This window comes from Actinomadura sp. 1N219 (genome assembly GCF_044326405.1).
GTDB lineage: Bacteria > Actinomycetota > Actinomycetes > Streptosporangiales > Streptosporangiaceae > Spirillospora.
Genome location: NZ_JBIRAY010000013.1, coordinates 255,722 through 282,536, shown reverse-complemented (window position 1 = coordinate 282,536; position 26,815 = coordinate 255,722). Strand labels below are relative to the sequence as shown.

Genomic DNA, 26,815 nt, shown 5'->3' with positions numbered 1-26,815 from the left:
GAAATGCGAGGTAACCGAAATGACCGCCACTCTCCCGTCCACGGCCCCCGCGCAGCGGCTCGACCGGAAACTCGTCGCGATCGGCGCGGTGGTGGTGCTCGGCGCGATCATGTCGATCATCGACGCGACCGCCGTCAACGTCGCCACCCGTACGCTCGCCGAGGACTTCGGCGCCTCCATCACGACCGTCCAATGGGTCCTGACCGGTTACATGCTGGGCCTGGCGGGCGTCATCCCGGTCACCGGCTGGGCCACCGAGCGGTTCGGCGCCCGGCGCGTGTGGATCACCGCGCTCCTGCTGTTCCTCGCCGGTTCCCTGCTGGCGGGCGCCGCCTGGTCGATGCCCAGCCTGATCGCGTTCCGCGTGGTGCAGGGCGTCGGCGGCGGGATGATCATCCCGGTGGCGCAGACGATCCTGGCGCAGGCCGCCGGGCCCCAGCGGATGGGCCGCGTGATGGGCTTCATCGGCATGCCGATGCTGCTCGGCTCCGTCGCCGGACCGGTCGTCGGCGGCCTGATCATCTCGACGGCGGGCTGGCGGTGGATCTTCCTCGCCAACCTCCCTCTCGGCGTGATCGCCGTCGTCGCCGCCCTCCGCCTGCTGCCGCGCTCGCCGTCGCGTCCGACGCGGCTGGACGTCCGGGGCCTGCTCCTGCTCTGCACCGGCGTGACCGCGTTCGTCTACGGCACCACCGAGGCGGGACGTCCCGGCGCCCTTGACGCGCCCCGCACCTGGGTCATTCTGGGCGCGGCGGCCGTGCTGATCGGGCTGTACGTGCTGCACGCCCGCACCCGGCAGGCGCTGATCGACATCTCGCTCTTCCGGAACCGCGCCTTCGCCGCCGCGGCGGTCACGAACGTCGTGGTCGCGGTCGCGCTGTTCGGCGTCCTCGTGCTGCTGCCGTTGTACTGGCAGATCGTCCGAGGTCATGGTGCGCTTGCCACCGGGCTGCTGCTCGTCCCGCAGGCCGCGGGCGCCGCGGTCGCGATGCCCCTGGCCGGACGGCTGACCGACCGGCTCGGCGCCGGGGTCGTCGTCCCCACCGGGATCGTCCTCGGGCTGCTGGGCACGGCCGCCTACACGCAGATCCACGCGGACACCTCGCCTCTGCTGCTGGGGGTCGCGCTGTTCGTGATCGGCCTCGGCCTGGGCGCGACGATCATGCCGTCGATGGCGGCCGCCTACGAGGCCCTGCCCGGTCCGCTGATCCCGCGTGCGACCAGCGCGATCAACACCCTTCAGCGGATGGGCGCGTCCGTCGGGACCACGGCGCTGGCGGTGATCCTGCAGCACGAGATCACCGCGCAGTCCCCGGGGCTGGCGGGGTCGGCGCTGGCTCCGTTGCCGGACGAGGCGCGCGTCCAGGTGGCGCCCCTGCTGGCGACCGCCTTCGGCCACGCCTTCTGGATCGCACTGGTCATCGGCGCGCTGGCGGTGATCCCCGCGCTGCTGCTCCCGCGCAAGTAACTATCTGTGTGACACGCGCATCGGGACGGGCCCGGCCGGGCGGTAGGTGACCTCCGCCCGTCCGGGCACGTCCATGCCGGGCGCCAGATCGAGCCGGTGCGTGCGGCTGATCGTCGCGAGCAGCAGCGTCGCCTCCAGCATCGCGAAACCGGCGCCCACACAAATGCGCTGGCCGCCTCCGAACGGCAAATACGCATATCTGGGACGGTCCGTCTCCCCCATGAACCGCTCCGGCTGGAAGCCTTCGGGGTTGGGCCAGAATTCCACGTTCCGGTGCAGCAGATATGGCGGAATCGCCAGCGTCGACCCGGCCGGGATCCGCACTCCCGCGACGTCGTCGTCCTCGACCGCATCGCGTTCGATCGTCCATGCCGGAGGGTGGAGACGCATGGCCTCGGAGAGAACGGCCCGCGTCCAGGGGAGCCGATCGACGTCCTCTGCCTGCGGGTCCCGTCCGCCGAGCACCTCGTCGACCTCTTTCTCCAGCCGTTCCCGTGCCGCGGGATATCGGGAAAGCAGCACGAATGTCCACGCCAGCGAGGCTGCCGTCGTCTCGTGCCCGGCCAGCAGGAGCGTCAGAACCTCGTCGCGCAATTCTTCTTCGGAAAGGCCGCCGCCCTCTTTCAGCAGATCCAGCAGTTCCCCACCGGACCCTTTGACGACCGTCTCGACCATGCCTTCGAGATGCGCGATGCCGTCCTTCAACCACGGCATTCGCGCGTACACCCCGCGCCGTGCCACGACACTCGGCAGGAACGTCCCGACCACGGCCGCCCGCTGGAGCGCCTCCAGCGACCGTCCGGTCCTGGCGGCTTCACCTGCCAGTTTGCTGCCGAACAGCGCGCGTCCGACCACGTCCAATGTGAGCCGCCGCAACTGCTCCGCCGCGTCGAGCAGCACGCCGTCGGGCCACCGCTGGACGGCCCCGCGGGTGATCTCCACCATCTGCGGCGCGAACGCGACGATATGCCGCTGCGCGAACACCGGTTGCACGAGCCGCCGATGCCGCCGCCACGTCTCTCCCTCGCTCGTGAGCAGCCCGTCCCCGAGGAAAACCCGCAGCGGACGGTACGTGAACGCCTTCACATAGTTGTCCTGGTTAGCCACCAGAACGTGCTCCGCATGCTCAGGCCGGGACAGAAGAAAGAACGCCCGCCGCACGCCGAACGGCACCTGAACTGCGTCCCCGTACGTCCGGGCAAGCGCGCCGTACGTCCCGAGCGGATCCCGAGCCATCCGCCCCCACCACCGAGCAGCCTCCACTCCGGCCCTCGGCCCGGCCACGCTCCGCTGATACGCCGGAAATCTCATGCCCTCAACCGTAAATCCCCCGCCCACCACGCGCGGGCGATCCCCACCAAGCTAGGCGCGCGACATTGCTTCAGAAAACTGGAGGCTTCCCCAACCGAATGGGGCTTCCCGGCCCACCCACCGCCGGTCCCTCCGGCCACAGATTGGCGAGGTCGGTCGGGGTGAGCGGGGCGCGGTACGCGGCCTGGAGCACCTTTCGCGAAACGTCGGCATCGGCCTCGGCGAGGGCCGCGAACCAATCGAACCCGGCCGGATAGGACCACATATAACTACGGTGCTGGACGTCGGCTCCGCGGTCGGTGAGGTAGCGGGCGACGTGCTTGTCCGTCCACCACGGGACGGCGGTCCGCACGTAGTCGGCGCACTCGCCGACGGGCGCGCCGTCGTTGAGGGCCCGATGCACCTCCGCGAGGATCAACTGGCTGTAGTGGGAAAGCCGGCTGCGGGCGATCAGCACCTTGTCCTCGGGCAGCAAGAACAACGGCCACGCTTGGGCGATGCCCTCGGACATGACCTGCAACGGCGCGTGGATGCTGAACAACCGCACCCAGGGGACGTCCTCAGCCTCCGCCTGCGCGGTGTAGCTGGCGCTCTGCAAACCGTGCCCGAGTACCTCGTGCAGGGCGAACTGCCGGGCGCCCGTCTGGGTGAACTCGACGTTCGGGAGGTTGAGGCGTAGGCGGACGTCCTGTCCGGCTCCGTCCAGCCAGTACGCCCAGTAGGCGTCCACCTCGGCGGTCTCGATCGTCAGGCGGTAGGGCGCGGTACTCCCGGTCGCCTCGCGGACGACGGGCTCCAACTCCTCGGTGGCCTGGCGGATCGCGTCCGGGGCCTCGCTCACGTCAAGGAGCCCCTCGGCCTCCCGCAACTCGGCGTTTGTGCGAGCGCCCCAGCCGATGCCGAGGTCGGCGCACGCGGCCCGTGCCTGCTCAGCGCGTTCCTCCAAGTACTCGTCGGGCCACCCCGCCGTGTCACACCCCTGCGTCGCCCGCACGTAGTCGTTGAGAGGACGGCGTTCTCCGATGAGCGCTCCGAGATAGGCCAGATCAGCATCAAGCCGATCCGCCAGTACCCCCGTCGCGTCCGCGCGCAGCTCAGCGAACCGGCGGTAGACGCTCAGCCGGTCGGAGGCCGGCTCGGACGCGTTGCGGCCCGGGGCACAGTCGAAATCGACGATCGGTGATCCACCGTGGCCGATCTCGTAGGCGTCCCAGGCCCGTATGAGGGTCTCGATCTCGTCGCGCAGGTTCATGGGGGGCACGTCCCGTCGGAGTGTGGAAGCTTGCCGATCATTCTCATCTCGACACCGCCCACCAAGTAGACCCAAACAAGGTCATCTTCGACAAACCCGTCAACACCCCCTTGTCCACATCCCCACCCACCCCAGGTGACCGCCCCACCCACCCCACGGGACGCCGAGACGGCGTGCGTCCAGATAAGGACACGGGTAGCGAAATCACTCTGGTGCTAGTCGGCGCTCAACCCGGGCATTCGCATCGTTGCGTCATGACGCATTACTGCGCCCTGCCCACCGGCGAGGCAAGATCACAGAGAAGCCACCTCGGCGCACCACCCGTCGTCCACCTGATGACCGAACGGTTCGCACCTCGCCGCCACCGCTCACGCTGTCCGTGTCCTCGGCGTCTTCGTCTGCGCCATTGCCGAAGTCGTTCCATTTCCCGGGCTGTGACATGGGCCAATTGAAGAACACGTACGCGTTTGTGCCCGTGTTGCTGCGTTTGTGTGCTGATGGCCCTGGTTCAGTCCGGGACTCCGAAGAGGTCTTTCAAATGGTCGGCGTACTGCTGCAGCGACCGCGTTGTGGGGTGCTGGGTCCCAAGCGCGGCCAATGCGCACTGCTCAGCTCGGGTGATCGCTGCGAGCGCTTCGGCGGCCCGCCGCAGTGCGCGGTGTGTGGCGGCAAGATTGGCAAGCCGAGTGGCGACATCGGGATGGCCGGGGCCCAGCGCAGCCTCGGTGATGACCAGAGCCCGCTCGTCCAACGGCAGCGCTTCGGCGGCCCGCCCCAATGCCCGATGAGTCGCGGCAAGATTGGCAAGCCGAGTAGCGACATCGGGATGGCCAGGACCCAACGCAGCCTCGGCGATGGTCGACGCCCGCTGCTCCAACGGCAACGCTTCAGCGGCCCGCCCCAATGCGCGGAGTGTGGCCGCCAGGTTCCCCAGCCCGATAGCGACGTCGGGATGATCCGGGCCCAGCACCGACTCGGCGATGGCCAACGCCCGCTGCTCCATCGGCAGCGTCTCAGCCCACCGTCCCAGCGCGCGGAGTGTGACGGCCATGTTCCCCAGCGCAAGCGCGACGGAGAGACTGTCAGGACCCCGCACCGCCTCGGCGATGGCCAGCGCCCGTTCCTCCAACGGCAGCGATTCAGCGGCCCGGCCCAGCGCGCGGTATGTGGCGGCCAGGTTGGCCAGCCCGAGGGCGACGTGGTGGTGAATCGGGCCCAGCGCGGCCTCGACGATGGCCAGCGCCCGCTGCTCCAATGGCAGCGCTTCAGCGGCCCGCCCCATTGCGCGGAGTGTGGAGGCCAGGTTGCGCAGCGGGCCGGCGACGTCGGGGTGGTCGCAGCCCAGCGCGGCTTCGGCGACGGTGGCCGCGGTGGTGAGCACCTCGTTGGCGCGTTGATACTCGCCCTGCGCGATCAGGAACAGTCCCGTCTGGTTGAGCACTTGGCTGAACCGCGCTGACGGGCGGGACGAGGCGAGTGCGGCGGCGATCGCTTCCACATGGACGACCAGAGATCGCCAAACCGGCCAACCGGACACATCGGAGTCGGGTTCGTCGGGCATGGTGCTCTGGAGCCAGGTCAGGGCAAGGTCACGAGCCGCACCGTGCGCGTGATCTTCGCTGGCGTCCTGGACTTGGGTCAGGACGGCGGCCCGGGTGAGGCGGTGCATCGCCACCACCTCATCGGTCAAGTCGATCATGCTGTGGGAGGCCAGGACGCCTAACGCTGCGTCGGCGGCCTCGATGGCCTCCTCGTCCCCGCCGCCCAGCATCAACCGAGGAACGTCCGCAGGCGCGTACTGCGCCAGTACCCGAGCGAGTTCGGCCGCCTCCGGGGCCTGCTCTTGGAGGGTTTCCAGAGTGATGTCCCACAGGCGGGCGATGGTGGCCTGGGCCTTGTCGCCGTCGGCGGCCTTGGCGTGGTAGCGGGCCGGATGCTGCTGCAGCAACCTCAAATAGCGCCCCAACGTGATGCGGGTCTGACGAACGTAGGCGGCGGCCTGGTCCAACGCCAAGGGCAAATAGCCGAGTTCCTCGGCGATCGCCGCGGCCGCCTGCCGATCGGGTGGAGTGGTGTGCCCGGTAATGGTGATGATCAGTTCCGCGGCCGGCCCCGGGTCGAGCAACCCCAGCCGCAGGGTGCAGGTGGTGCCGGGCCAGCGCACATCCCGACGACTGGTGATCAGCGCGTGCCCACCCTCCAGACGCCCCAGCAACCCGGCGACATGGGTGGGGTCGGTGACGTTGTCCAACAGCAGCAGCCACCCCGGATGCGCCCGCAACCAGCCGACCGCCCACGCGGCGGCGTCCTCGGTGGTCGCTGCCCGCGCGGCGTCCTGGACAAGGTGACGGGTCAACTCGGCCAACCCGGCCTCGACATGTTGCGGGCTCTCGGCGGTCACCCACCACACCGCCTCGTACCGCGCCCGGGTGCGGTGGGCGTACTGCAGCGCCAGCTCCGACTTGCCCACTCCGCCCATGCCATACAGGGCCTGCGTCACCACCACCGTCTCACCGGCGGCGGCCAACACCTGTTCAAGCCGCTGGTAATCGTCGTGACGTCCGAGGAACACAGGCGTGGCCGGACGCGGCAACCCGACGATCCGCGCGGCGGGCCGCACCGTCTCCGGCGCTGGAAGCGACACCGCAGCCTGGGTGATCTCATCGCCGGTCTTGACGCTGCCGAAGTTGACACCGACCCCTGGCGACCGGGGCCCCGAAGTCTGCAGGTGGGCGGCAGGTGAAGAACTGACCCGCTGCTCGGCCCCCGTGGTGTCGTCGGTCATGGCCGGTCACCGCCGGAAGGTGTTGCCGTCGCCGACGGCGATGATGCCGTGGTTGGTGTGCACCGCCGGGGACCGCATCCCGGACGTCATCACCACCCCCGTTTTGTACGCGTCCTGGACCCACTGCTGGACCTGCGCAGCCAGCTCGGCATCGGCGGCCAGGACCTTGCGGACGGCCTTACGCAACGCGGCTTGACTGTCACCGTCGTCGGGATCGTCGATCACATCGGCCAGCGGTTCGGGCACCTCTTCGCCCTCGGCGCGGACACCGAAGATTCTCTGTGCGAACCGCTGCCCCAACCTCACCGTGGCATCGGTCGCCTGGTCCTGCGTGCGCGCCAACAACGCACCGCCGCAGGCGCCCGCCGCGGCGGTCACGTAGTACGTCACATCCCCGGCCAACTGCACCAGATCCCCAGACATCCTCGCGTCCTCCACTAAACGATCAACAGTGATCGCGCAGCCACCGTCCGTCACCAGGAGGAGGTTAGAGGCACCACCCCCGCTCTCGGATGCAAACACCCTCCACGACCGAAACCGGCCCACCAACCACATCTCCGGATCCGGCTCAGCAACCCATCCATATCCCCGGACTGGTCAACGACGCTCCAGGACAGGACGTCGGCAAGACGCTGGCCGCACTCGACATCCACCCTTGTGCGGCGACGCAGATTCTGTACCTGTTAGCAATCAGCCCTTCCACGGTCGGAAGGGGGCCTTGGGATGGGAGCTGGCGAGGGGGACCTGAACCCTGACCTTCTGCTTACAAACAAGATCAGCCTTATCCAGGCACGTCTCCACACGTCTCCTGACCTGCGTGGCAACCTTCGGCGGGTCCACACCCCGTCCAAGGTCATCCGAACCCGTTGTTAGCCCGCCTGGAGGCTTCGAGGCCACTGTAAGCAACGGGTCCATTGCAGAGAGTGCTGGAAGTTTGTTACGCTGGCAATTGCGTCCGTTTGACGGCCTGTCACCCACAGAGGGAAAATGCTAAAGGTGTGGCTCGTATTCGTGGGACTTGTCCTCTTGGTTCTAAGTACCTACGCGGCGTTCGACACAGTCCGCTTCATGATCCAGGGCGACTGGTACACGGCAACCGTCATTGGCCATCACCGGGAGATCAAATGCCCTCAAGGGAATTGCGGACTCGACATAGAATTTACCGATGTGAAGTATGTCGACAACAACGGCAAGACCCACCATGCTTCCATCGACAAGAGGTACAACACCACCACGGTTAGGATTTTCGCCACCCCACCGAATCCCAATGTTATCACCTCACTCTGGCTGGGGTATGCTCTCGCATTCGGCTGGCTAATGTATGCGATAACCTACTTGTACTTTGTACGCATGATTATAATTGGCGACAGATTCCCCGCCGTCGATCTAGGTTAGATCCATTTAAGGTTGCCAGGCGTAGCTCCGGACACCTTCCCCCGTCAACCTTCACAACGTTCTGGCACGTCCCGGTAGATCTGAGCCCCGTTGAGCACCATCGGCACCGTGCGGTCGGAACTCACGGCTGGATGCGGTCTACGGGCTGTACGAACTGCCCGCTGCTGAACTCTCCGAGCATGAGCACCGCGTCGTCAGTGCGGTCAAGGTGGGCGAACTTCGGCCGTTCGATAAGGCGTTCCACTCCGCCGCGGCGGCCGTCCCGCTGATGTTCATGCAACACCGCCGCGGGGAGACAGCGCTCCCGGACTGCTGCACGGGTCTGGAAGCCAAGCGCGACCTGTTCACGCCCCTACGACCGGGCCCCTCTGGACGAGCTGGCGGAGTTTGCGCGGACGCTGGACTGCAGCTTGGTGGAAAAGGCGTTCACTTGCGCGGATCTCGCCGCTTAGTCCTCAATGGTGATGCCCATCGCTGACGCCAGGGCGAACAACAGACCTTGCGCGTCGGCGGTGGGCACTATTGCACCTTGGAAGCTCTGGATGCCGTTGACCCCGTAGAGGTCGCACTCTGAGAGTCGAGTGCCCTTCATATTGGCGTTACTGAACTGCGCACCGGCCAGTTTGCAACGCTCGAATCGGACGCTGCCAAGCTCCGCACCCTGGAAGTTCGCATCTGTGAGATTGCAGTCGCGGAACACAACACTCTTGAAGCGACTAAAGCGGAATGATGACAAGTCAGCGCGGCAGTTGGTGAACAGAACATCACGGAGGCCGCACTCGCTCATAGATGTCCCGGTCAGTCGGCTGCCATCGATCACGGCGTTGAAGATCCGCGAGTCGATGAGCTTCAGGTTCGCCAGGTCGCACGACGTGAACTCGACATCGGCGAAGCCCGCCCGGCGCATCACCGTCCCGGCAAAGCGCGTCTCTTGAAATCGGCAGCGCTCGAACTCCACGTCTTCAACATCATGCGCGGATAGATCTAGGTTCCCGTACAGCGCGGACAGGTAAACACCGTCGTCGGCTAGATTGGCGTCCGAAGCGCCGGCCTCTGCCAGTGGATTGGGGAGTTTGGGGGCCACGGGTTCTTTAAGACGTCTTGGACGTGCCCGAACATTGCTAGTTGCCACGCGTCCGACCCTACTCTTCGTGGGCACAGGGGGTGCCGGTCACTCGCTGGAATCGGGGTGTGCAATGGCGGCTGGAAGAAGAGGCGCCATTGGGGCGCTCGAGGCGAGTGGCAGCGGTCCCTCCGGCTGACACGGCTGCGCGGTTCACAGGTCCCGTGTCCGCTTGTCGAGTTCGTCAAGCCGGGCGCTCTGTCGTCGTAGGTGTTCCTTGGCCTCCTGAAGCTAGTTCCAAGGAAGCGTGAACGCCTCGCTCAGGCCCTCGACCGCGTCCTCCGCGCCCTCGTCGGGCACCTCATCCGCTGGTCGCCCCGTCACGATGCTCGGCGTGCCCTGCCTGCCTCTACCGTGGCCCGGCCACGCTGAACCGCTCCCCAACTTCGCGATCGACGGCAGGGCCTCCCCAATCGGGTACCGCCCCGCGGCGATGCCCTTGCGCAGCCGTCCACCTCGACACCGTCTCGTCTCTGATCATGGCTCACAATGCTTCGAAGAGCGGGGAGCCTCCGGCTGAGCCGCTGCCGCACGCTCGGCTTCACGACGTTCGGCACGTTCACGCAACGACGATGCTGCTGGCGGGCGTTGCCGTCCATGTGGTGGCGGCTCGACTTGGGCACGCCGGCCCTGCCGTCACGCTTCGCGTCTACGTGCACGTGGTCAGCGAGTAGGTCGCCGAAGCGGCGACGAGCTACGCCAAAGGATCGACGGCGCGGTGCAGAAGCCGTTGTTAGCAAACCCCTTAGCAAAAGGGCCCCTTCCGAAGTCGGAAGGGGCCTCTGGTGTGGGAGCCGGCGAGGGGACTTGAACCCCTAACCTTCTGTTTACAAGACAGATGCTCTGCCAATTGAGCTACGCCGGCGGGCTCGTCCGCATCGTAGTCGACTTGGTGGGGGGCTTGTGCGGGGGTGTGTGGGGGTGGGGGAAGTTTTTTCGGGGCGGGTGTCGATGTGGGTGGGGGGCGTTCGTGTAGAGGGTGAGAGGACGTCGTTCGTGAGGAGGGGTCGTGGGGAAGTTGATCCTGGTGGAGCATCTGACGTTGGACGGGGTCATGCAGGGGCCCGCGGCGGCTGATGAGGATACGCGGGGCGGGTTCGTTCGCGGTGGGTGGGGCGTTGCGGGGAACGACGAGGTCATGCGGTCTGTGTTGGGGAAGGGCATCGGGCGTGGTGGGGCGATGCTGTTCGGACGGTGGACGTACGAGCAGTTCTACGGGTTCTGGCCGCATCAGACCGACAATCCGTATACGGACGCGCTCAATCGGGCGCGGAAGTATGTGGTGTCCAGGACGCGGCGGGAACTGCCCTGGGAGAACTCGGTGCTGGTGACGGACGTGGGAGAGGTCGCCCGGATCAAGGAGGACGAGGGGCTCACGGTGCTCGGGAGCGGGGAACTCGCGCGGGAGCTGATGCGGCGGGGGCTTGTGGACGAATGGCTGCTGATGGTCCATCCGCTGGTGCTGGGGACGGGACGCAGGCTGTTCGACGGGGTCGAGGCGGAGTTGCGGCTCGTGGATTCGGTGGTGACGACGACCGGGGTCGTGATCGCGACGTATCGGGGCAGGGAGGAAGCATGAAGCTGTACGCGCTCAACATGATCCAGCCCGTGGGTGAGGTGCCGCCGCCGGAGGTGCTGGAGCCGGTGATGGCGGAGCTCGCAGAGATCCGGCGGGACCTGGAGGCGTCGGAGGAGTGGGTCTTCGGGAGGGGGTTGCACCAGCCCGAGGCGAGCACCGTGGTGCGGCTCAGGGACGAGGAGGTGATCGCTACGGACGGGCCCTGGACGGAGGGCAAGGAGTTCGTCGGCGGGATCATCATCATCCAGGCGGAGGACCTGGACGCGGCGCTCAAGGTGGCGGCGCGGTACGCGCGGGTGACGGGGCTGCCGATGGAGGTGCGGCCGTTCCAGGGCGAAGCCTGATCGAGCGGGTCTTCCGGGAGGAGCATGGGCGGGCGGTGTCCGTCCTGGTCCGGGTCTTCGGCGATGTCGACGTGGCCGAGGAGGCGGTGCAGGACGCGTTCGCCGAGGCGGTGAAGCGGTGGCCGGACGATGGGGCGCCGCCGAGCCCGGCCGGGTGGATCATCACGACGGCGCGGAACAAGGCCATCGACCGGCTGCGGCGGGAGGCGGCGCGGGAGGGCAAGCAGGCGCAGGCCGCGCTGGTCGGCGTCGTGGAGCCGGTCGAGGAGGGGCCTGTGCGGGACGAGCGGCTGCGGCTCATGTTCACGTGCTGCCATCCGGCGCTGGCGTTGCAGGCGCGGGTGGCGTTGACGCTGCGGCTGCTGGGCGGGCTGTCGACGGCGGAGATCGCGCGGGCGTTCCTGGTGCCGGAGGCGACGATGGCGCAGCGGCTGGTGCGGGCCAAGGGGAAGATCCGGGACGCGGGCATCCCGTACCGGGTGCCGGAGGAGGCTGATCTTCCGGGGCGGTTGCCGGGGGTGCTGGCGGTCGTCTATCTGGTCTTCAACCAGGGGTACGGCGGGCGGGACGAGCTGGCGGCGGAGGCGGTCAGGCTGGGGCGGGTGCTAGCGGAGCTGATGCCGGACGAGCCCGAAGTGCTGGGGTTGCTGGCGTTGATGCTGCTGATCGAGTCACGTAGGGGCGCTCGGAGGCGGGACGGCGAGCTTGTTCTGCTGGCCGATCAAGACCGGGGGTTGTGGGATCGGGGACTTGTGGAGGAAGGGCAGGCGCTCGTCCGGCGGTGTCTGCGGCGGAACCGGCCGGGGCCGTACCAGATCCAGGCGGCGATCAACGCGGTGCACAGCGACGCGGCGCGGGCTGAAGACACTGATTGGCGTCAGATACTGCGGTTGTACGACCAATTGATGGCGGTCGCGCCGACGCCTGTGGCCGCGCTCAACCGGGCCGTGGCGGTGGCCGAGGTCGAGGGCGTCGAGGAGGCGCTGGGCGTGGTGGACGGGCTCGACCTCGGCCAGTACTACCTGTTCCATGCGATCCGTGCCGATCTGCTGCGGAGGCTCGGGCGGGGCGTCGAGGCCGCGGCGGCTTACGACGAGGCCATGGAACGGACGGAGAACGAGGCCGAGCTGGCCTTCCTCAACAAACGGCGGCTCAGCGTGTCCGGTTGAAGGTCTGGCCGGCGACGAGCGCGCCGAGGGCGATGGTGAAGCCGACGATCTGCCAGGGCGTGAGCGTCTGCCCGAGGATCAGCAGCCCGGCCATGGTGGCGATCATCGGGTTGGTGAGGCCGAGCAGGGACACGGAGGTGGCGGGCAGCCGGTCGATGCCGCGGAACCACAGCGCGTACGCGATGGCGGTGCCGACGAGGCCGAGGTAGGCGAAGCCGAGGACGTTCTCGCCGGTGATCGTGGCCGGGACGCCCTCGACGGCCAGGGTGAACGGGGCTAGGGCGACGCCGCCGACGGTGAGCTGCCAGCCGGTCATCACTAGCGGCGATTCGGGGCGTCCGTCCGGCGATTCGGGGCGTCCCCACTTCTTGGCCAGGATGATCGCGGTCGCCATCAGGGACGTCGCGGTGAGCATGGCGCCGATGCCGAGCGGGTCGAGGCGGGCGTCGGAGCTCAGGGTCAGCAGCGCGACGCCGCCGGTGCCGGCGAGCGCGGCGTACAGCACGGCGCGGGCGGGGCGGACCCGCAGGACGCCGAGGGACAGCAGCGCCACGACCAGCGGCTGGACGGACCCGATGGTGGCGGCGACCCCGCCGGGCAGCCGGTACGCGGCGAAGAAGATCAGCGGGAAGAAGGCCCCGAAGTTCAGCATGCCGAGGACGACCGACTTCCACCACCACTCGCCGCGCGGGAGGCGCCGGGTGACGGCGAGCAGGATCAGCCCGGCGGGCAGCGCGCGGAGCGTGGCGGCCAGCAGCGGGCGGTCGGCGGGAAGCAGCGTCGTGGTGACCACGTAGGTGGTGCCCCAGCTCGCGGGCGCGAACGCCGCGAGGGCCAGGTCGGTGGTGTAGCGGGTCCGTTGGGCCTGCGGCAGGGCCAGGGCGGCGGTCAACGTGATCACCTCGACGTTCGGGGGTGCCTGACGGCGGTTACCTGAGCGTCAAGTCTACGAACGTTGAGATTATTCCCGTTGAGGAAAAACTCCCGTTGAGGAAAAACTAGAGAGTGCGGAGGCGGCTGATCTCGTAGAGGGCGATGCCGGCGGCGACGCCCGCGTTGAGCGACTCGGCCCGGCCCGGCATCGGGATCGTGACCAGCAGGTCGCAGGTGTCGGCGACCAGGCGTCCGAGACCCTTGCCCTCCGAGCCCACGACCAGCACGAACGGGCCGGACGCGACCTCCAGGTCGGCGACGGCGGTGCCGCCGTCCGCGTCCAGCCCGGCGACGAAGCAGCCCGCCTTCTGGTACGCCTTGAGCTGCCGGCTGAGGTTCGTGACCTGCGCGACGGGCACGGCGGCGAGCGTGCCCGCGGACGACTTCCACGTCCCGGCGGTGACCCCGGCAGCGCGCCGCTCCGGCACGACGACTCCGGCGGCGCCGAACGCGGCCGCGGACCGGACGATCGCGCCGAGGTTGCGCGGGTCGGTGATCCCGTCGACCGCGACGACCAGCGGCGCCGTCCCCGTGAGCAGGTCGTCGGCGTGCGCGTACCGGTACGGCCTGACCTGCAGCGCGATGCCCTGGTGGACGGCGCCGTCCGTCATCCGGTCCAGCTCGTTCTTCCCGCTCTCCAGCAGCGGGATCCGCCGGTCGGCGGCGATCTGGATCGCCTCGCGGACGCGCTCGTCGCTGCTGGACATCACGTACAGCGTCGTCCCCGGGACCCCGGCGCGGAGCGCCTCGACGACCGGGTTGCGTCCCGTGACCAGCTCCGGGATCTCGCCGTTCGCGCGCCGCGCCCCGGCGGGACGGCCGGAACGCCCGGCGGCGCCGTCCCGGGTCTCGGCGGCAGACTTCGCGCGGGCGCCCGGGCCGAGCGTCGGGGTGCCGGTCCGCTTGGCGCTCTTGACGGCGCGGGCCTTCTGGCGCTTGCCGTGCCAGTGCCGGTCCTCGGCCTTGGGAGTCGGTCCCTTGCCCTTGCTCTTGGCCATGATCGGTACGCTCCTGGCGACGGTTGCGGTTCGCCCGCCCTCGCGGCTGCTGGGCGGCTCGGCTCTCGGCGGGACGGCGGCGAACCCCCGCGAACGTCTGATTTTATCCGCCGTGCGCACCTCGAACGCCCACGCGGGCGTCAGCCGCGCTTGAGCTCCCAGCGGGCGCCCTGCGGGGTGTCCTCGACGACGATGCCCGCCTCGGACAGGCTGTCACGGATCGCGTCGGCGGACGCGTAGTCCTTGCGCGCGCGCGCCGCCTGCCGCTGCTCCAGCGCCACCGCGACGAGCGCGTCCACGACGGGACGCAGGTCGTCCTCCCCGGCGCGGCTCCACTGCGGGGACAGCGGGTCGACGCCGAGGATGTCCGCCATCGCCCGGACCTCCGCGAGCCGGGCCCGCACCGCGTCGCGATCACCGGACGCGAGCGCGCTGTTCCCTTCCCTGACGGTCTCGTGCAGCACCGCCAGCCCATGCGGGACGCCCAGGTCGTCGTCCAGCGCGGCGGCGAACTCGGCCGGGACGGCGGCCGCGGGCGCGACCACGCCGACGATCTCCGACGCGCGCGTGACGAAGCCCTCGATGCGCTGGTAGGCGGAGACGGCCTCGGCCAGGGACGCGTCCGTGTAGTCCATCAGCGACCGGTAGTGCGCCGAGACCAGGTAGTAGCGAACCTCGACGGGACGGGCCTTGCCGAGCAGATCGGGCAGCAGCACCACGTTGCCGACGGACTTGCTCATCTTCTCGCCGTCCACGGTGAGCAGCCCGTTGTGCAGCCAGTAGCGGGCGAAGCCGTCGCCCGCCGCCCGGGACTGGGCGATCTCGTTCTCGTGGTGCGGGAAGATCAGGTCGACGCCGCCGCCGTGGATGTCGAACACGGACCCGAGGTACTTGGTCGCCATCGCCGAGCACTCCAGGTGCCAGCCGGGACGCCCGTCCCCCCACGGCGTCTCCCAGAACGGCTCGCCGGGCTTGGCGCCCTTCCACAGCGCGAAGTCGCGCGGGTCGCGTTTGAGCTGCTCGTTGGGGGTGTCGCCGGCGGAGCGCATGTGCTCCAGCCGCTGGTTCGACAGCTCCCCGTACTGGTCGGCCCACGACTTGACGTCGAAGTACACGTCGCCGCCGACCGCGTACGCGTGGCCCTTCTCGATCAGCCGCCGCATCAGCGTGATCATCTCCGGGACGTGCCCGGTGGCGCGCGGCTCGATCGTCGGGGGCAGGCAGCCGAGCAGGTCGTAGCCCTGCGTGAAGACGCGCTGGTTGCCCTCGGCGACCGCGAACCACGGCACGTCCTGGTCCGCCGCCACCGCGATGATCTTGTCGTCGATGTCGGTGACGTTGCGCGCGAACGTCACCTCGTAGCCGGACGCGCGCAGCCAGCGCAGCAGGACGTCGTAGATCACGCCCGAGCGGAGATGCCCGATGTGCGGGGACGCCTGCGGGGTGGCACCGCACACGTACATCCCCACACGGCCCTCTTCGAGAGGCTCGAACGTGCGGACGCTACGGGTGCCGGTGTCGTAGAAGCGCAGACTCACGAACCCAGGTTATTGGAATCGCGTGTACAGCGGAGCGCCTAGCGCCACATGGGCGTTATGCCAGTTGGTAATAGCGCCCCATGCCATTGAGTTAGGACGCGGAGAACACGGCGTGCAGTCTGGCGGCGAATGCCTCCGCCTCCGTCCCGAAGCCGCCGTGGTCGCCGGGGTACGTCTCGGCCGCCGTCCCCAGCCGTTCGGCCAGCGCGTGCGCGGCCCGGTGCGGCGGCTCGCTCGCACTGTCGTTTCCAACGGAATTTCCTTATCGGGTGAGCCGGGCGGCGCGGGATTCGAGATAGCGCCGCTCCGGGAGGCTGGTCGTGGTGCGGGCGGCCTGCCGGTACGCCTCCCGCGCCGCGTCCGCGTCGCCCGCCATCTCCAGCAGATGAGCCCGGACGGCGGCGAGCCGGTGATGCCCGGACATGCGGTCGTCGGCGGCGAGGGGCCGCAGCAGGTCGAGCCCGGCGGACGGGCCGTCCACCATCGCGACCGCGACCGCCTCGTTCAGGGTGACCATCGGGTTCGGCGACAGATGCGACAGGAGCCGGTAGAGGGCGAGGATCTGCGGCCAGTCGGTGTCCTCCGGCCGCGCCGCCTCCGCGTGGACGGCGGCGATCGCGGCCTGGAGCTGGTACGGGCCGGGCGGCGACCAGGTCAGCGCGTCGGTGACCAGCGCCGTGCCCTCGTCGATCGCGGGCCGGTTCCAGAGCGTCCGGTCCTGTTCGGTGAGCGGGATCAGCAGGCCGCCGTCGCCGCTGCGGGCGGCGCGGCGGGCGTCGGTCAGCAGCATGAGGGCGAGCAGCCCGGCGGCCTCGCCGTCGTCCGGCAGCAGCCGGTGCAGCGCGCGGGCCAGCCTGATCGCCTCCGCGGTCAGGTCGGCGCGCTGCAGGTCGGGGCCGCTGGACGCGGTGTAGCCCTCGTTGAAGATCAGGTACAGGACGTGCAGGACGGCCCGCAGCCGCTCGTCCCGCTCGGCCGGCGGGGGCGGCGCGAACCGCGCCCCGCTCGCCTTGATCTTCTGCTTGGCCCGGCTGACCCGCTGCGCCATCGTGGCCTCCGGCACGAGGAACGCGCGGGCGATCTGCACCGTGGTGAGGCCGCCGACGGCGCGCAGCGTCAGCGCGACCTGCGACGGCGGCGACAGCGCCGGATGGCAGCACAGGAACAGCAGGGTCAGCGTGTCGTCGCGGTCGCCTGGACGGTCGTCCTCGTCCGGGGCCGGGCCCGCCTCGCCGCCGCGCTCCTTCGTGAACACGGCGGCCTCGCGGTCGCGGCGGGCGCGCTCGCTGCGCCACTGGTCGGTGAGCCGCCGCGTCGCGACGGTCAGCAGCCAGCCGCGCGGGTTCTCCGGGACGCCGTCCTCCGGCCACTGGACAGCCGCGGCGAGCAGCGCCTCCTGGACGGCGTCCTCGCACGCGTCGAACGCCCCGTGCCGCCGGACGAGCGTGCCGAGGACCTGCGGCGCGAGCGTGCGCAGCAGGTCCTCGACGGCGGCCGGGACCGTCACATCTCCGTCCCGGACTCGTCCATGATCGCCCGGACCTCCATGCGCCCGCCGAACCGGACGTCCGGCCAGCGCTTGGCGATCTCCACGGCCCGCTCCTCGGACTCGCAGTCGACGGTGAGGTAGCCGGCGAAGTGCTCCTTGGCCTCCAGGAACGGCCCGTCGGTCACGGCGGGCTGCCCGCCCTTCGCCGTGACGGTCTTGGTCGTGGACGCGTCGGCCAGCGCCTCCCCCGCGACCCATTCGCCGGACTCGGACAGTTCCTGCATGAGCCCGTCGACCTCGGCGAACAGCGCGTCGCGCTCCTGCTCCGTCAGCTCCTCCACGAAACCGGGCCGGTTGAAGATCAACAGCATGTATTTCACGGTCGTGTCTCCTCGTGTCGTTGATGCGCGCCCTGAGCGGGCCGCCGTCACTCATGGATCGGAGCGGCGGAGGCGTTCTCGACATCCCCCGCGAAATCCCCCCGAGAAAATTCTCAGGGAAGTTCGGTCAGCTCTCTGACCTGGTCACATAGTGCCGTGAACGCCAGCGCGTCCGGCACCTGGGAGGCCACGGTCAGCAGATCCGTCCAGCCGGCGGACGCGTGCACCGTCACCAGGCCGTTGTCGATCTCGACCTCGCGGACGACGGGCCAGGGCAGCCGCTCGCCGTCCTTCTCGACGCCGCCCAGGTCGACGGTGAACGGCCCCATCCGGACGGTCTCCCCCGCCTTCACCGCCGCCAGGTGGCGCGGCACGATCCGCGCCGTGACCTGCTCGGCGACGGCGATCCCGAGGTCCCGCACGTCCGGGATGTCGTCGCCGAGCCGCAGCACGGTCCCGTCCTCCGCGACGATCGTGAACGACCAGCGGGTGCGGTCGTCCGGCTCGTTCCGCACGCCGGAGACGGTGACCGACGTCAGCTCGTCCCACGTGTGTCGGGTCCCGCCGCCGGGCCCGGAGACCGACAGGCCGCCGGTGTGGAGGACCACGACCCGGCCGCGGAGCCGCGGACGGCGGCGGTCCATGATCCAGCCGACCGCGCCCGCGTAGCCCATCGCGATCAGGAGCGCCGGGACGCCCACCGCCCACACGCGGACGCGCAGGTAGACGACGGCCACCGGCACGAGCGACAGCGCGGCCAGGCCCATCAGCGCGAGCAGGGCCCACATGCGGTGGCCGGCGGGCCGTCCGTCGAACGCCCGGACCGGCTCGCCGAGGCGATCCCCCGGAATCACGGGCCCGCCTTTCTGGGGGGCGCCCCCCAGACCCCCGAGCAGTCGGCTCGATGATCCTCGCTTCGCTGCGGTCATCGAGCCTCCTCTCGGCTGTCCTCGCCCATACCGTACGTCGCCGCCCATATCGCTCGCAGCGTGATGTGATCATCCGGAATGGACGAGCCGTCGCCGTCCGCGCTGGCTAATCTCGCCTGAGGACCCCTCTGGCGCCACTTCCCCCGGAACGAGAGACATGCCATCTGACCCGACCCGGCCGGCCTTCACCCCGGTGCAGCGGCGGCTGCTCACCGCGCTCGCCGGCCTCATCGTCGCGGCGCTGGCGGGCGCCGCGTACGCGCTGACCTACGACGTGCTCCGCGACCTCGCCCGCTACGGCGGCGTCGGCGACCGCTGGGCGCCGCTCTACCCGGCGATCGCGGACACCCTCACCGCGCTGACGATCCTGTCCCTGGTGATCACCCGGAACGCCCGCTGGTGGACGCGGCTGCTGCGCTGGACGCTGCTGCTGCTCCTGGCCGCCGGGGGCGCGGCCGTGTCCGTCCAGGACTCGGTCTGGGGCATGGCGGAGCTGCCCCGCGACTCGGTCCGCGCGGGCGTGGCCGTGGCGCCGCACATCATGCTGGTGCTCGCCGTGTGGCTGTGGCTGACGATGTTCAAGCAGATCCGCGTGTCCCGTCCCGCCGCCGAGGAGGCCGCGCCGATCGAGCCGCAGCGCGGCCACGTGAAGGTCCTGGAACCCGCCGCGCCAGAACAGCTCGCCCTGGAGGCCCCGGCAGAGGCGGCCGAGCCGGAAGGGGAGTCGCCCTTCGCCTTCCTGGACGAGACCGAGCCGCTCATCCCCTTCGCCCCCGAAGAACCCGCCGACCCCCGGTTCGAGGACGGCGACGGCGCCGGATCATCGCCCGCGCCGAGCCTGTCGTCCGAGCCGCCGCCGCTGGACATCCTCCCGGAGCCGCGCCCGCCCCTCGACGCGGCGCCCGCGCTGCTGCCCACCGATGTCGAGCTGGTCAGGAAGCGTGATCGTCCGGACGCGGAGGACCGTCCGGTCGCGTCGACGACCCGTCCCGACATCATGATGCCCGGCGCCGCCCCTGCTCCGGACGCCGACGATGACGACGTCCAGCCCGCCGACCGCGCCGAAGACCCCGACGCCGAGGACGTGAATCCGCCGCCGTCCAGCAACTTCCGCAGCGGCCCCACCCCGCCCGCCGACTGAACGCCCCGCCGAACGCCGTGCCGAACGCCGTGCCGAACGCCGTGCCGAACGGCGTGACGCGGCCCTGCGGCGGGGTACCTAGGCGCCATGAGCGCCCTAATCGCTCGGCTGATCGACGACGCCGCGCTCGACGCACCGGACCCCGTCACGCTGGACCGCATTCCGATGGACAGGGCGCTGGCGGCGCACCGTGAGGCCGCCCGGGATCCGGCCGCCGGACGGTTCCTGTGCCCGGCGTCGCGATTCACCGAATTGCGGGCGCTTCTCGTCCCAGAGGACCTTCTCGACCTCGGCCTGATCGCCGACGCCGGGATCGAAGAGCTGCCGGGGGCGCTGGACGCCGTCCGCGCCGAGCCGCGCGTCCGCCCGTCGGCGGTGCGGATCGCGCTCCCCCAGGACGCCGACCAGGCGCGGGCCGTCGCTGTGACGATCGCCCGGCTCCCGTCCGACGTACCCGCCCACATCGAGGTGCGGCGCTCGCCCGGATGGCGGGACGCGCTCGACCGCATGTCCGCGGCACGCGAGCACGGCGTCCTGCTGGGCGCCGCCTACCGCGCGGGCGGCCCGGCGGCAGAGGTGGCGGCGTTCCTCTCGGCGTGCGCCGAGCGCGGCCTGCCCTTCACGTGCACGGCCGGGGCGGATCGCGCCGTCCGGCGCCAGGACGGCCACGGCTTCCTGAACGTCCTGCTCGCCACGGCCAGCGCGGCGCGCGGAGACGACGTCCGGCGGACGCTCGAACGCACCGACCCGTCCGGTCTCGCCGCCGACCTGCTGGCGCTGACCGACGACGAGGTGCGGGCGACGCGCCGCCTGCTGCTCTCCTTCGGCGCGCCGGGCGTCGACGCCGCCCTGTCCGCGCTGTCCCTGATCAGACCGCCCGCCGCCTGACCCGCCGCCTGACCCGCCGCCCGACCGGCGGCCCGACTCGGGCCGCGCCACCGGATGAACGGAGACGCACCGGGGAAGATATGGCGGCATGACGACCGATTCGTGGGTTGACGGCAATACGGACGGCGGCTTCGGCGTCGAGAACCTGCCGTACGGGATCTTCTCGCGTCCGGGCGAGCTTCCCCGCGTCGGCGCGGCCATCGGCGATCAGGTGCTCGACCTCGCGGCGATGTCCGCGGCGGGCCTGGTCGAGGACCGCCGCTACTTCGCCTCCGGCTCGCTGAACGCCTTCATGGTTGCCGGACGCGCCGCCTGGGACGCGAACCGCGCGCGGCTCGTCGAGGTCCTCACCGACGAGTCGTACCGCGACCAGGTCGAACCCCACCTGATCCCTGTCTCGGACGTGGAACTGCAGCGCCCCTTCGAGGTCGCGGACTACGTCGACTTCTACTCGTCCGAGCACCACGCCAGGAACACCGGACGGATCTTCCGCCCGCGGGACGAGCCGCTGCCGTCCAACTGGAAACGGCTGCCGATCGGCTACCACGGGCGCGCCGGCACCGTGTACCCGTCCGGGACGCCGGTCATCCGGCCGTCCGGGCAGCGCAGGGCGCCCGGCGAGCCGGAGCCGTCGTTCGGCCCGTCGCTCCGGCTGGACTTCGAGGCCGAGGTCGCGTTCGTCGCGGGCGTCCCGTCCCCCGCGGGACGCGGCGTGCCGACGGGCGCGTTCCGCGACCACGTGTTCGGGTTCGTCCTGCTGAACGACTGGAGCGCCCGCGATCTGCAGGCGTGGGAGTCGCGGCCGCTCGGCCCGTTCCTCGGCAAGTCGTTCGCGACGTCGATCTCCTGCTGGGTCGTGCCGGTCGCCGCGCTGGAGCCCGCGCGCGTGCCGCCGCCCGTCCAGGACCCGGCCCCACTCCCCTACCTGCAGTGCGAGGAGCCGTGGGGCCTCGACCTGCGCCTGGAGGTCCTGATCAACGGCCGGGTCGTCAGCCGTCCCCCCTTCGCCTCGATGTACTGGACGTCGCCGCAGCAGCTCGCCCACGCCACGGTCAACGGCGCCCCGCTGCGCACCGGGGACCTGTTCGCGTCCGGGACGGTCTCGGGCCCCGAGCGCGACCAGCGCGGCTGCATGCTGGAGCTCAGCTGGAACGGCCAGGAACCCCTGGACCTGGACGACGGCACCCGGCGCTCGTTCCTGGAGGACGGCGACACCGTCACGATCCGGGCCCAGGCCCCGGGCGCGTCCGGCTCACGCATCACGTTCGGCGAGGTGACGGGCACCGTCCACCCGACCCGCGCCTAGCCCTAGCCCGCCTGCGCCGGCAGCGCTCGCGTGCGGTCGCGCTCCGCCTGCGCGTCGAGACGCTCCCAGCCCTCAAGCGCTCGGGCGAGCTCGTCACGATCACCGTGCAGGCGCCAGCGGGCGCGGGCGAGGCAGGCCGCCGCCCACCCGTTCTCCTCGGCGAACGCGGAGGCGGACGCGGACGCCAGCAGCTCCGCCGCCTCGGGAAGCCCCGCCGCCACGGCCAGTTCCGCACCCGCAGCCCGCGCGTACGCCAGATAAGGATCCAATGGCGTGCCGACGGAAAAGGCCCGACGCACAAGCGCCTCGGCATCGTCGAACCGCCCATCGTGGACGGCCAGCCGAGCATCCACGAACACCGCGACAGCCGCCGTCGCGAGCAGCGTGCCGCCCGCCACCTCCCCGGCCCTGGCCCGCCACAACGCGACCGGCTCCGCCTCTCCGAGCATTCCGCACGCCAGCACCGTCGTGCACACCGCGGGCAGCATCCAGAGCGGCGCGGGACGGCCCGCCCTCTCCCACTGGTCCCACATCCGCTCGGCGTGCCCGATCGCGTCGCGGAACCGTCCGGTCAGCGCCAGCGGCTGGACGAGGCGGCTCGCCGTGATGTGGGTGTCGCGCAGCAGATCGTCGTCCATGCCCGCGCGGGCCGCCGCCATCCCGCCGGGCAGATCGCCGGCCATGATCGCGTAGACGCAGGCGCGGCCGTAGGTGTTGCAGATCTCCGGCGCGCAGTACGGGTCGTCGCGGTCCATGGACGGCAGCAGTTCCAGCCGTTCCCGGGTGATCCGGTTGGCCTCTCGCAGCCGCCCGGCGCGCAGCGCCGCGGTCGCCGCCGCGCACAGCCCGGAGCTGATCAGCACCGGATCAGCAGTCGCCCGGACGGCGGCGAGGGCGGCGGGCGCCGACTCCGCGTCCGGCGCGCCCCGGTCAGGGCCGTCCAGCCAGGCCCGCGCCACGGCCAGGCACGCCGCCACCCCCGGATCGTCCGGACCATCCCCGCGCCCGGCGGCCTCGACCGCGTCACCGAGAAGCCCGTGCAGGCGCTCGCGCGAGACGTCGGTCTCGAACGCCTCGGGGAACCGGCACGCCGTCTCCACCGCACGCGCCAGGTCGATCGCACGGCCGCGCTGGTCCCCGGCCCGCCGCGCCTGCTCGGCCGCCTCCAGCAGCAGCTCGAACACATGCTGGTTGGACGTGGTGCTCACATGCGCGCACCCGGCCCCCGCCCGCAGATCGGCGGCCGCGGAAGCCGCGTCCGGCGCGACCGTGGCGGCGGTCCGGTAGTGCGCGAACGATTCCATCAGGTGGCGGCGGGCGAAGGTCAGATGCGCCAGCGCGCTCGCCAGCCGATGCGTCACCTCGCACGGGCTCCTGGGAGTGGCCAGCGCGGACCGCAGATCCGCGGCCATCGCGTCGAAGTCCTCCCGCCACGCCGGATCGCCGAGCCGTCCCTCCAGACCGGACGCGGCGGCCGCCGCCCAGCGCAGGTGGCGGGCCCCGGTCTCGTCCTCCTCGCCGGCGGCGGACAGCTGGGCCCGCGCGAACGCCCGCACCGTCTCCAGCAGCCGCCACCGGCTGACCCGCCCGCGCAGGTGCACCACGAGGCTTTTGTCGACGAGCCGTCCGAGCAGGTCGGCGACGCCCGCCCGGTCCCCGCCGACCGCGACGGCGGCGTCCAGGTCGAACGCCCCGGCGAACACCGCGAGCCTGCGGAACAGCGCCCTCTCCTCCTCGTCCAGCAGATCGTGGCTCCAGGACAGCACCGCGCGCAGCGACCGGTGCCGCTCGTCGCCGCCGCGGCCGCCGGACAGCAGGCGCAGGGCGTCCTCCAGCGCGGCGAGCAGCCCCGTGGCGCCCAGCGACGCGCCCCGGGCCGCCGCCAGCTCGATCGCGAGCGGCATGCCGTCCAGCCGCGCGCACAGGTCGGCGATCACCTCGGGGTCCGCGACGAACCGCGGATCGGCGGCGAGCGCCCGGTCGTGGAACAGCGCCTCGGCGTCCGAGCCGGGCAGCGGGGAGATCGGGACGCTGCGCTCGCCCGGGACGCCCAGCCGCTCCCGGCTGGTCACGAGCACCCGGGCGCCGGGGCACGCGGCGAGGATCCGCTCGGCGAACGCGGCCGCCTCGTCGATCACGTGCTCGCAGTTGTCCAGCAGGAGCAGCGACCGCCCGGCGCCGAGCCGCGCCGCGACCGCGTCCGCCAGCGGCTGGTGCGACCCCTCGGTCACCCCGAGCGCGGTCGCGACCGCCCGCGCCACGAACCCGTCGCGCACGGGCACCAGGTCCACGAACGCCCCGCCGGACGGGAACAGCGCGCCCGCGACCGCCGCGACCGCCGCCGCCAGCCGGGTCTTGCCCACCCCGCCCGGACCGAGCAAGGTCACGAGCCGGGCCTCCGCCAGCGCCGCCAGCACGTCGGCGCGCTCGGCGTCACGTCCGACGAACGTCGTCCCGGACGCCGGCAGCCCCACGACGCGTCCCAGCTCCGGCGCCTCGGAGCGGGCCAGCTCCGCCAGCGCCCACCTGTCGGCCACGCCGTACTTGCGCAGCAGCGACGACACATGGCTCTCCACCGTCCGGACGGAGACGTGCAGCCGGTTCGCGATCTGCGCGTTGGACAGCCGCGAGCCGAGCGCGGCGAGCACCTCGGCCTCCCGCCCGGATATCCGTTCCGCCACCGTCGGCCCCTTTCCGTGGCGGCGTCCGTGGTGCTCTGCGGGCGCCACGGATGACCGCGCCGCCCCTCAGATCGGACGCTGGAGACACACCCCGAGGGCACCGCCCCCGGCTCACGAGGAGGACACCATGAACACCCTAACCGCGCCCCCCACCACGGGCCTGGACGAACTGGTCATCGCCGTCCGCGCGGCCGTCGCCCGTCCCGCCGACTGGCGCGGCACCGCGTCCCACGTGGCGGACGCGCTGCGCGAGCACATGCCGTCACCCGAGCTGCTCACCCCGGACCAGCTCACCGGTGAGCCCGGCACCTTCCGCAGCCACCGCCTGCATGTGGAGCCGGACGGCTCGTTCTCGATGGTGGCGATCGTCTGGCAGCCGGGCGCGGTGACCCTCGTCCACGACCACGTGACCTGGTGCGTGTTCGGCACCCTGACCGGCGTCGAGTACGAGGACCTCTACACGCTTTCCGAGGACGGCACCGCCCTGATCGAGGTCGGCAGCAACCACGCGCCGACCGGCGAGGTCAGCGGCTTCGCCCCGCCCGGCGACATCCACCGCGTCCGCAACGACAGCGACACCGTCGCCGTCTCCCTGCACATCTACGGCACCGACCTCAACCGCATCGGCTCCAGCGCCCGCCGCTACTACGACCTCCCGATCCGCCCCGCCAAGCTTTGAGTCGCCCGGTCACCCGTCCGACTGCCCGACGGCGAGCGGATGATCGGCCGACTCGACCTCCGCAAAGCCCGCGCCCCGACCGGACGCGTACGCACATTGGTCTTGAGATTCAGCGTCGGACAGCCGTAATGCAACAACTCCATCGCCGGCTACCCAAAGTTGGGCGATTCGAGTGATCGAGGAGGCGTCAGCTTGGGAGGACGAGGGCGGTGGCGATGGCGGCGAGGCCTTCGCCTCGGCCGGTGAGGCCCAGGCCGTCCGTGGTGGTGGCGGAGACGCTGACGGGGGCGCCGCCGAGGGACTCGCTGAGGATCTTCTCCGCCTCGGCACGGCGTTTGCTGATCTTGGGGCGGTTGCCGATGATCTGGATGGCGACGTTGCCGACGGTGAAGCCGGATTCGTCGACGCGGCGGGCGACCTCCCGGAGGAGGACGATGCCGGACGCGCCGGACCAGCGGGGGTCGGCGGTGCCGAAGACGGCGCCGACGTCGCCCAGGCCGCAGGCAGACAGGAGCGCGTCGCAGGCGGCGTGCGCGGCGACGTCGCCGTCGGAGTGGCCGGCGAGGCCGTGGCCCTCACCGGGCCATTCGAGCCCGGCGACCCACAGCGGGCGCGGCTCGGACGAGAACGGGTGGACGTCGGTTCCGACGCCCACCCGTGGAAGCCTTGCGCTCAATCCGTCCGGCCTATCAGCTGGCCAGGACCTCGTCGAGCAGGGCCTCTGCCTTGTCCTCGTTGGTCTTCTCCGCGAGCGCGAGCTCACTGACCAGGATCTGCCGCGCCTTGGCGAGCATGCGCTTCTCGCCGGCCGACAGGCCGCGCTCCTTGTCGCGCCGCCACAGGTCGCGAACGACCTCGGCGACCTTGTTCACATCGCCGGAGGCGAGCTTCTCGAGGTTCGCCTTGTACCGGCGGGACCAGTTGGTGGGTTCCTCGGTGTAGGGCGCGCGCAGCACCTCGAACACCTTCTCCAGACCCTCCTGGCCGACGACGTCTCGGACGCCCACGTCCTCGACGTTCTCGACCGGGACCTGCACTGTCAGGTCGCCCTTGTCGACCTTCAAGACCAGATAGGTCTTTTCCTCACCTTTGATGGTGCGAGTCTCGATGGCCTCGATCCGAGCAGCCCCATGGTGGGGGTAGACGACGGTGTCGCCGACCTGGAAAGTCATGTGACAAGTACCCCTTCCGCTAGAACCAGGGTACCACGGAAACGAGGGTGGCTGAACCGACGTTCCAGACAAATGCCCAGGTCAAGCTGCATATTGGGGTATTGACAAAGCCCTTTAATGGTGCATCTTCGACCAGTTCCCCGTACTCAGGGTAGCCGACGGACCACTCTGATCCTGCCCGGCCGCCATTACCGGTAAGGGCGTCCCGGTTACAAGCATCCCCCTCCCGGCCGCCGAGATGCGTTCCATACTGGA

General features: G+C 70.6%; 24 protein-coding genes and 1 tRNA gene. 10 read left to right on the top strand and 15 right to left on the bottom strand.

Annotated elements, in window-relative coordinates:
* The first annotated feature begins 19 nt into the window (after positions 1-19).
* Positions 20-1,468 carry a DHA2 family efflux MFS transporter permease subunit gene (locus tag ACH35V_RS33770; protein ID WP_395978806.1) on the top strand — a complete coding sequence of 483 codons (1,449 nt, stop codon included), beginning with the start codon at positions 20-22 and terminating at the stop codon, positions 1,466-1,468.
* On the opposite strand, the gene ACH35V_RS33765 is transcribed toward ACH35V_RS33770, so the two are convergent.
* The 4 genes from ACH35V_RS33765 to ACH35V_RS33750 form a co-directional block, all read right to left on the bottom strand.
* Positions 1,469-2,704, bottom strand: a complete 1,236-nt coding sequence (locus ACH35V_RS33765; protein WP_395978804.1) for a cytochrome P450 — start codon at positions 2,702-2,704, stop codon at positions 1,469-1,471.
* A gap of 145 nt (positions 2,705-2,849) precedes the next feature.
* The gene (locus ACH35V_RS33760) at positions 2,850-4,031 is read right to left on the bottom strand and encodes a hypothetical protein (RefSeq protein ID WP_395978802.1); all 1,182 of its coding nucleotides are present in this window, start codon (positions 4,029-4,031) and stop codon (positions 2,850-2,852) included.
* Positions 4,032-4,539: 508 nt separating this feature from the next.
* Positions 4,540-6,816, bottom strand: a complete 2,277-nt coding sequence (gene fxsT, locus ACH35V_RS33755) for an FxSxx-COOH system tetratricopeptide repeat protein (protein ID WP_395978800.1) — start codon at positions 6,814-6,816, stop codon at positions 4,540-4,542.
* A gap of 6 nt (positions 6,817-6,822) precedes the next feature.
* Entirely contained in the window at positions 6,823-7,293 is a 471-nt protein-coding gene (locus ACH35V_RS33750) for a hypothetical protein (protein WP_395978799.1), read from the bottom strand.
* 519 nt (positions 7,294-7,812) lie between these two features.
* On the opposite strand from ACH35V_RS33750, the gene ACH35V_RS33745 reads away from it, so the two are divergent.
* Positions 7,813-8,211, top strand: a complete 399-nt coding sequence (locus ACH35V_RS33745; protein WP_395978797.1) for a hypothetical protein — start codon at positions 7,813-7,815, stop codon at positions 8,209-8,211.
* 448 nt (positions 8,212-8,659) lie between these two features.
* Here ACH35V_RS33745 and ACH35V_RS33740 read toward each other — a convergent pair whose 3' ends face one another.
* Positions 8,660-9,295 carry a pentapeptide repeat-containing protein gene (locus ACH35V_RS33740; RefSeq protein ID WP_395978795.1) on the bottom strand — a complete coding sequence of 212 codons (636 nt, stop codon included), beginning with the start codon at positions 9,293-9,295 and terminating at the stop codon, positions 8,660-8,662.
* Between the two features lie 518 nt (positions 9,296-9,813).
* On the opposite strand from ACH35V_RS33740, the gene ACH35V_RS33735 reads away from it, so the two are divergent.
* A complete protein-coding gene (locus ACH35V_RS33735) occupies positions 9,814-10,008 on the top strand; it encodes a tyrosine-type recombinase/integrase (protein ID WP_395978793.1) in 195 nt (64 codons plus the stop codon).
* A gap of 118 nt (positions 10,009-10,126) precedes the next feature.
* Here the strand turns inward: ACH35V_RS33735 and ACH35V_RS33730 are convergent.
* Positions 10,127-10,199: transfer RNA gene (locus ACH35V_RS33730), tRNA-Thr, on the bottom strand.
* 144 nt (positions 10,200-10,343) lie between these two features.
* Here ACH35V_RS33730 and ACH35V_RS33725 point away from each other — a divergent pair.
* The 3 genes from ACH35V_RS33725 to ACH35V_RS33715 are packed head-to-tail and all read left to right on the top strand — an operon-like array spanning position 10,344 to position 12,426.
* Complete coding sequence (locus ACH35V_RS33725) at positions 10,344-10,913, top strand: dihydrofolate reductase family protein (RefSeq protein ID WP_395978791.1); 570 nt, start codon at positions 10,344-10,346, stop codon at positions 10,911-10,913.
* Positions 10,910-11,257 carry a YciI family protein gene (locus ACH35V_RS33720; RefSeq protein WP_395978789.1) on the top strand — a complete coding sequence of 116 codons (348 nt, stop codon included), beginning with the start codon at positions 10,910-10,912 and terminating at the stop codon, positions 11,255-11,257. The genes ACH35V_RS33725 and ACH35V_RS33720 overlap by 4 nt, the downstream gene beginning before the upstream one ends.
* Positions 11,254-12,426: an RNA polymerase sigma factor gene (locus ACH35V_RS33715; RefSeq protein ID WP_395978862.1), complete on the top strand. Its 1,173-nt coding sequence runs from the start codon at positions 11,254-11,256 to the stop codon at positions 12,424-12,426. The genes ACH35V_RS33720 and ACH35V_RS33715 overlap by 4 nt, the downstream gene beginning before the upstream one ends.
* On the opposite strand, the gene ACH35V_RS33710 is transcribed toward ACH35V_RS33715, so the two are convergent.
* From ACH35V_RS33710 to ACH35V_RS33685, 6 genes are all read right to left on the bottom strand, one after another.
* The gene (locus ACH35V_RS33710; RefSeq protein ID WP_395978787.1) at positions 12,410-13,318 is read right to left on the bottom strand and encodes an EamA family transporter; all 909 of its coding nucleotides are present in this window, start codon (positions 13,316-13,318) and stop codon (positions 12,410-12,412) included. The genes ACH35V_RS33715 and ACH35V_RS33710 overlap by 17 nt on opposite strands.
* Positions 13,319-13,424: 106 nt before the next feature.
* Entirely contained in the window at positions 13,425-14,357 is a 933-nt protein-coding gene (gene rlmB / locus ACH35V_RS33705; RefSeq protein WP_395978785.1) for a 23S rRNA (guanosine(2251)-2'-O)-methyltransferase RlmB, read from the bottom strand.
* Positions 14,358-14,497: 140 nt separating this feature from the next.
* Complete coding sequence (cysS, locus tag ACH35V_RS33700; protein WP_395978783.1) at positions 14,498-15,895, bottom strand: cysteine--tRNA ligase; 1,398 nt, start codon at positions 15,893-15,895, stop codon at positions 14,498-14,500.
* A gap of 262 nt (positions 15,896-16,157) precedes the next feature.
* Entirely contained in the window at positions 16,158-17,402 is a 1,245-nt protein-coding gene (locus ACH35V_RS33695) for an RNA polymerase sigma factor (RefSeq protein ID WP_395978781.1), read from the bottom strand.
* A complete protein-coding gene (locus tag ACH35V_RS33690) occupies positions 17,399-17,755 on the bottom strand; it encodes a YciI family protein (protein WP_395978860.1) in 357 nt (118 codons plus the stop codon). The genes ACH35V_RS33695 and ACH35V_RS33690 overlap by 4 nt, the downstream gene beginning before the upstream one ends.
* A gap of 122 nt (positions 17,756-17,877) precedes the next feature.
* Positions 17,878-18,618, bottom strand: a complete 741-nt coding sequence (locus ACH35V_RS33685) for a DUF6585 family protein (protein WP_395978779.1) — start codon at positions 18,616-18,618, stop codon at positions 17,878-17,880.
* A 232-nt stretch (positions 18,619-18,850) separates the two neighbouring features.
* On the opposite strand from ACH35V_RS33685, the gene ACH35V_RS33680 reads away from it, so the two are divergent.
* The 3 genes from ACH35V_RS33680 to fahA all read left to right on the top strand — a co-directional run bounded on the left by ACH35V_RS33680 (position 18,851) and on the right by fahA (position 22,028).
* The gene (locus tag ACH35V_RS33680) at positions 18,851-19,834 is read left to right on the top strand and encodes a DUF2637 domain-containing protein (RefSeq protein ID WP_395978777.1); all 984 of its coding nucleotides are present in this window, start codon (positions 18,851-18,853) and stop codon (positions 19,832-19,834) included.
* A gap of 87 nt (positions 19,835-19,921) precedes the next feature.
* Complete coding sequence (locus ACH35V_RS33675; protein ID WP_395978775.1) at positions 19,922-20,722, top strand: hypothetical protein; 801 nt, start codon at positions 19,922-19,924, stop codon at positions 20,720-20,722.
* Positions 20,723-20,810: 88 nt separating this feature from the next.
* Positions 20,811-22,028: a fumarylacetoacetase gene (fahA, locus tag ACH35V_RS33670; protein WP_395978773.1), complete on the top strand. Its 1,218-nt coding sequence runs from the start codon at positions 20,811-20,813 to the stop codon at positions 22,026-22,028.
* Between the two features lie 2 nt (positions 22,029-22,030).
* Here fahA and ACH35V_RS33665 read toward each other — a convergent pair whose 3' ends face one another.
* Positions 22,031-24,709 (bottom strand): ATP-binding protein, encoded by a 2,679-nt coding sequence (locus ACH35V_RS33665; protein ID WP_395978771.1) that lies wholly within the window; start codon positions 24,707-24,709, stop codon positions 22,031-22,033.
* 127 nt (positions 24,710-24,836) lie between these two features.
* On the opposite strand from ACH35V_RS33665, the gene ACH35V_RS33660 reads away from it, so the two are divergent.
* Positions 24,837-25,388, top strand: coding sequence for a cysteine dioxygenase (locus tag ACH35V_RS33660; protein ID WP_395978769.1), 552 nt, complete (start codon positions 24,837-24,839; stop codon positions 25,386-25,388).
* A 187-nt stretch (positions 25,389-25,575) separates the two neighbouring features.
* On the opposite strand, the gene ispF is transcribed toward ACH35V_RS33660, so the two are convergent.
* Together ispF and ACH35V_RS33650 are read right to left on the bottom strand one after the other, a co-directional pair.
* On the bottom strand, positions 25,576-26,043 hold the full coding sequence (gene ispF / locus ACH35V_RS33655) for a 2-C-methyl-D-erythritol 2,4-cyclodiphosphate synthase (RefSeq protein ID WP_395978767.1): 468 nt from the start codon (positions 26,041-26,043) through the stop codon (positions 25,576-25,578).
* 34 nt (positions 26,044-26,077) lie between these two features.
* Positions 26,078-26,560, bottom strand: coding sequence for a CarD family transcriptional regulator (locus ACH35V_RS33650; RefSeq protein WP_067459337.1), 483 nt, complete (start codon positions 26,558-26,560; stop codon positions 26,078-26,080).
* Positions 26,561-26,815 lie beyond the last annotated feature (255 nt).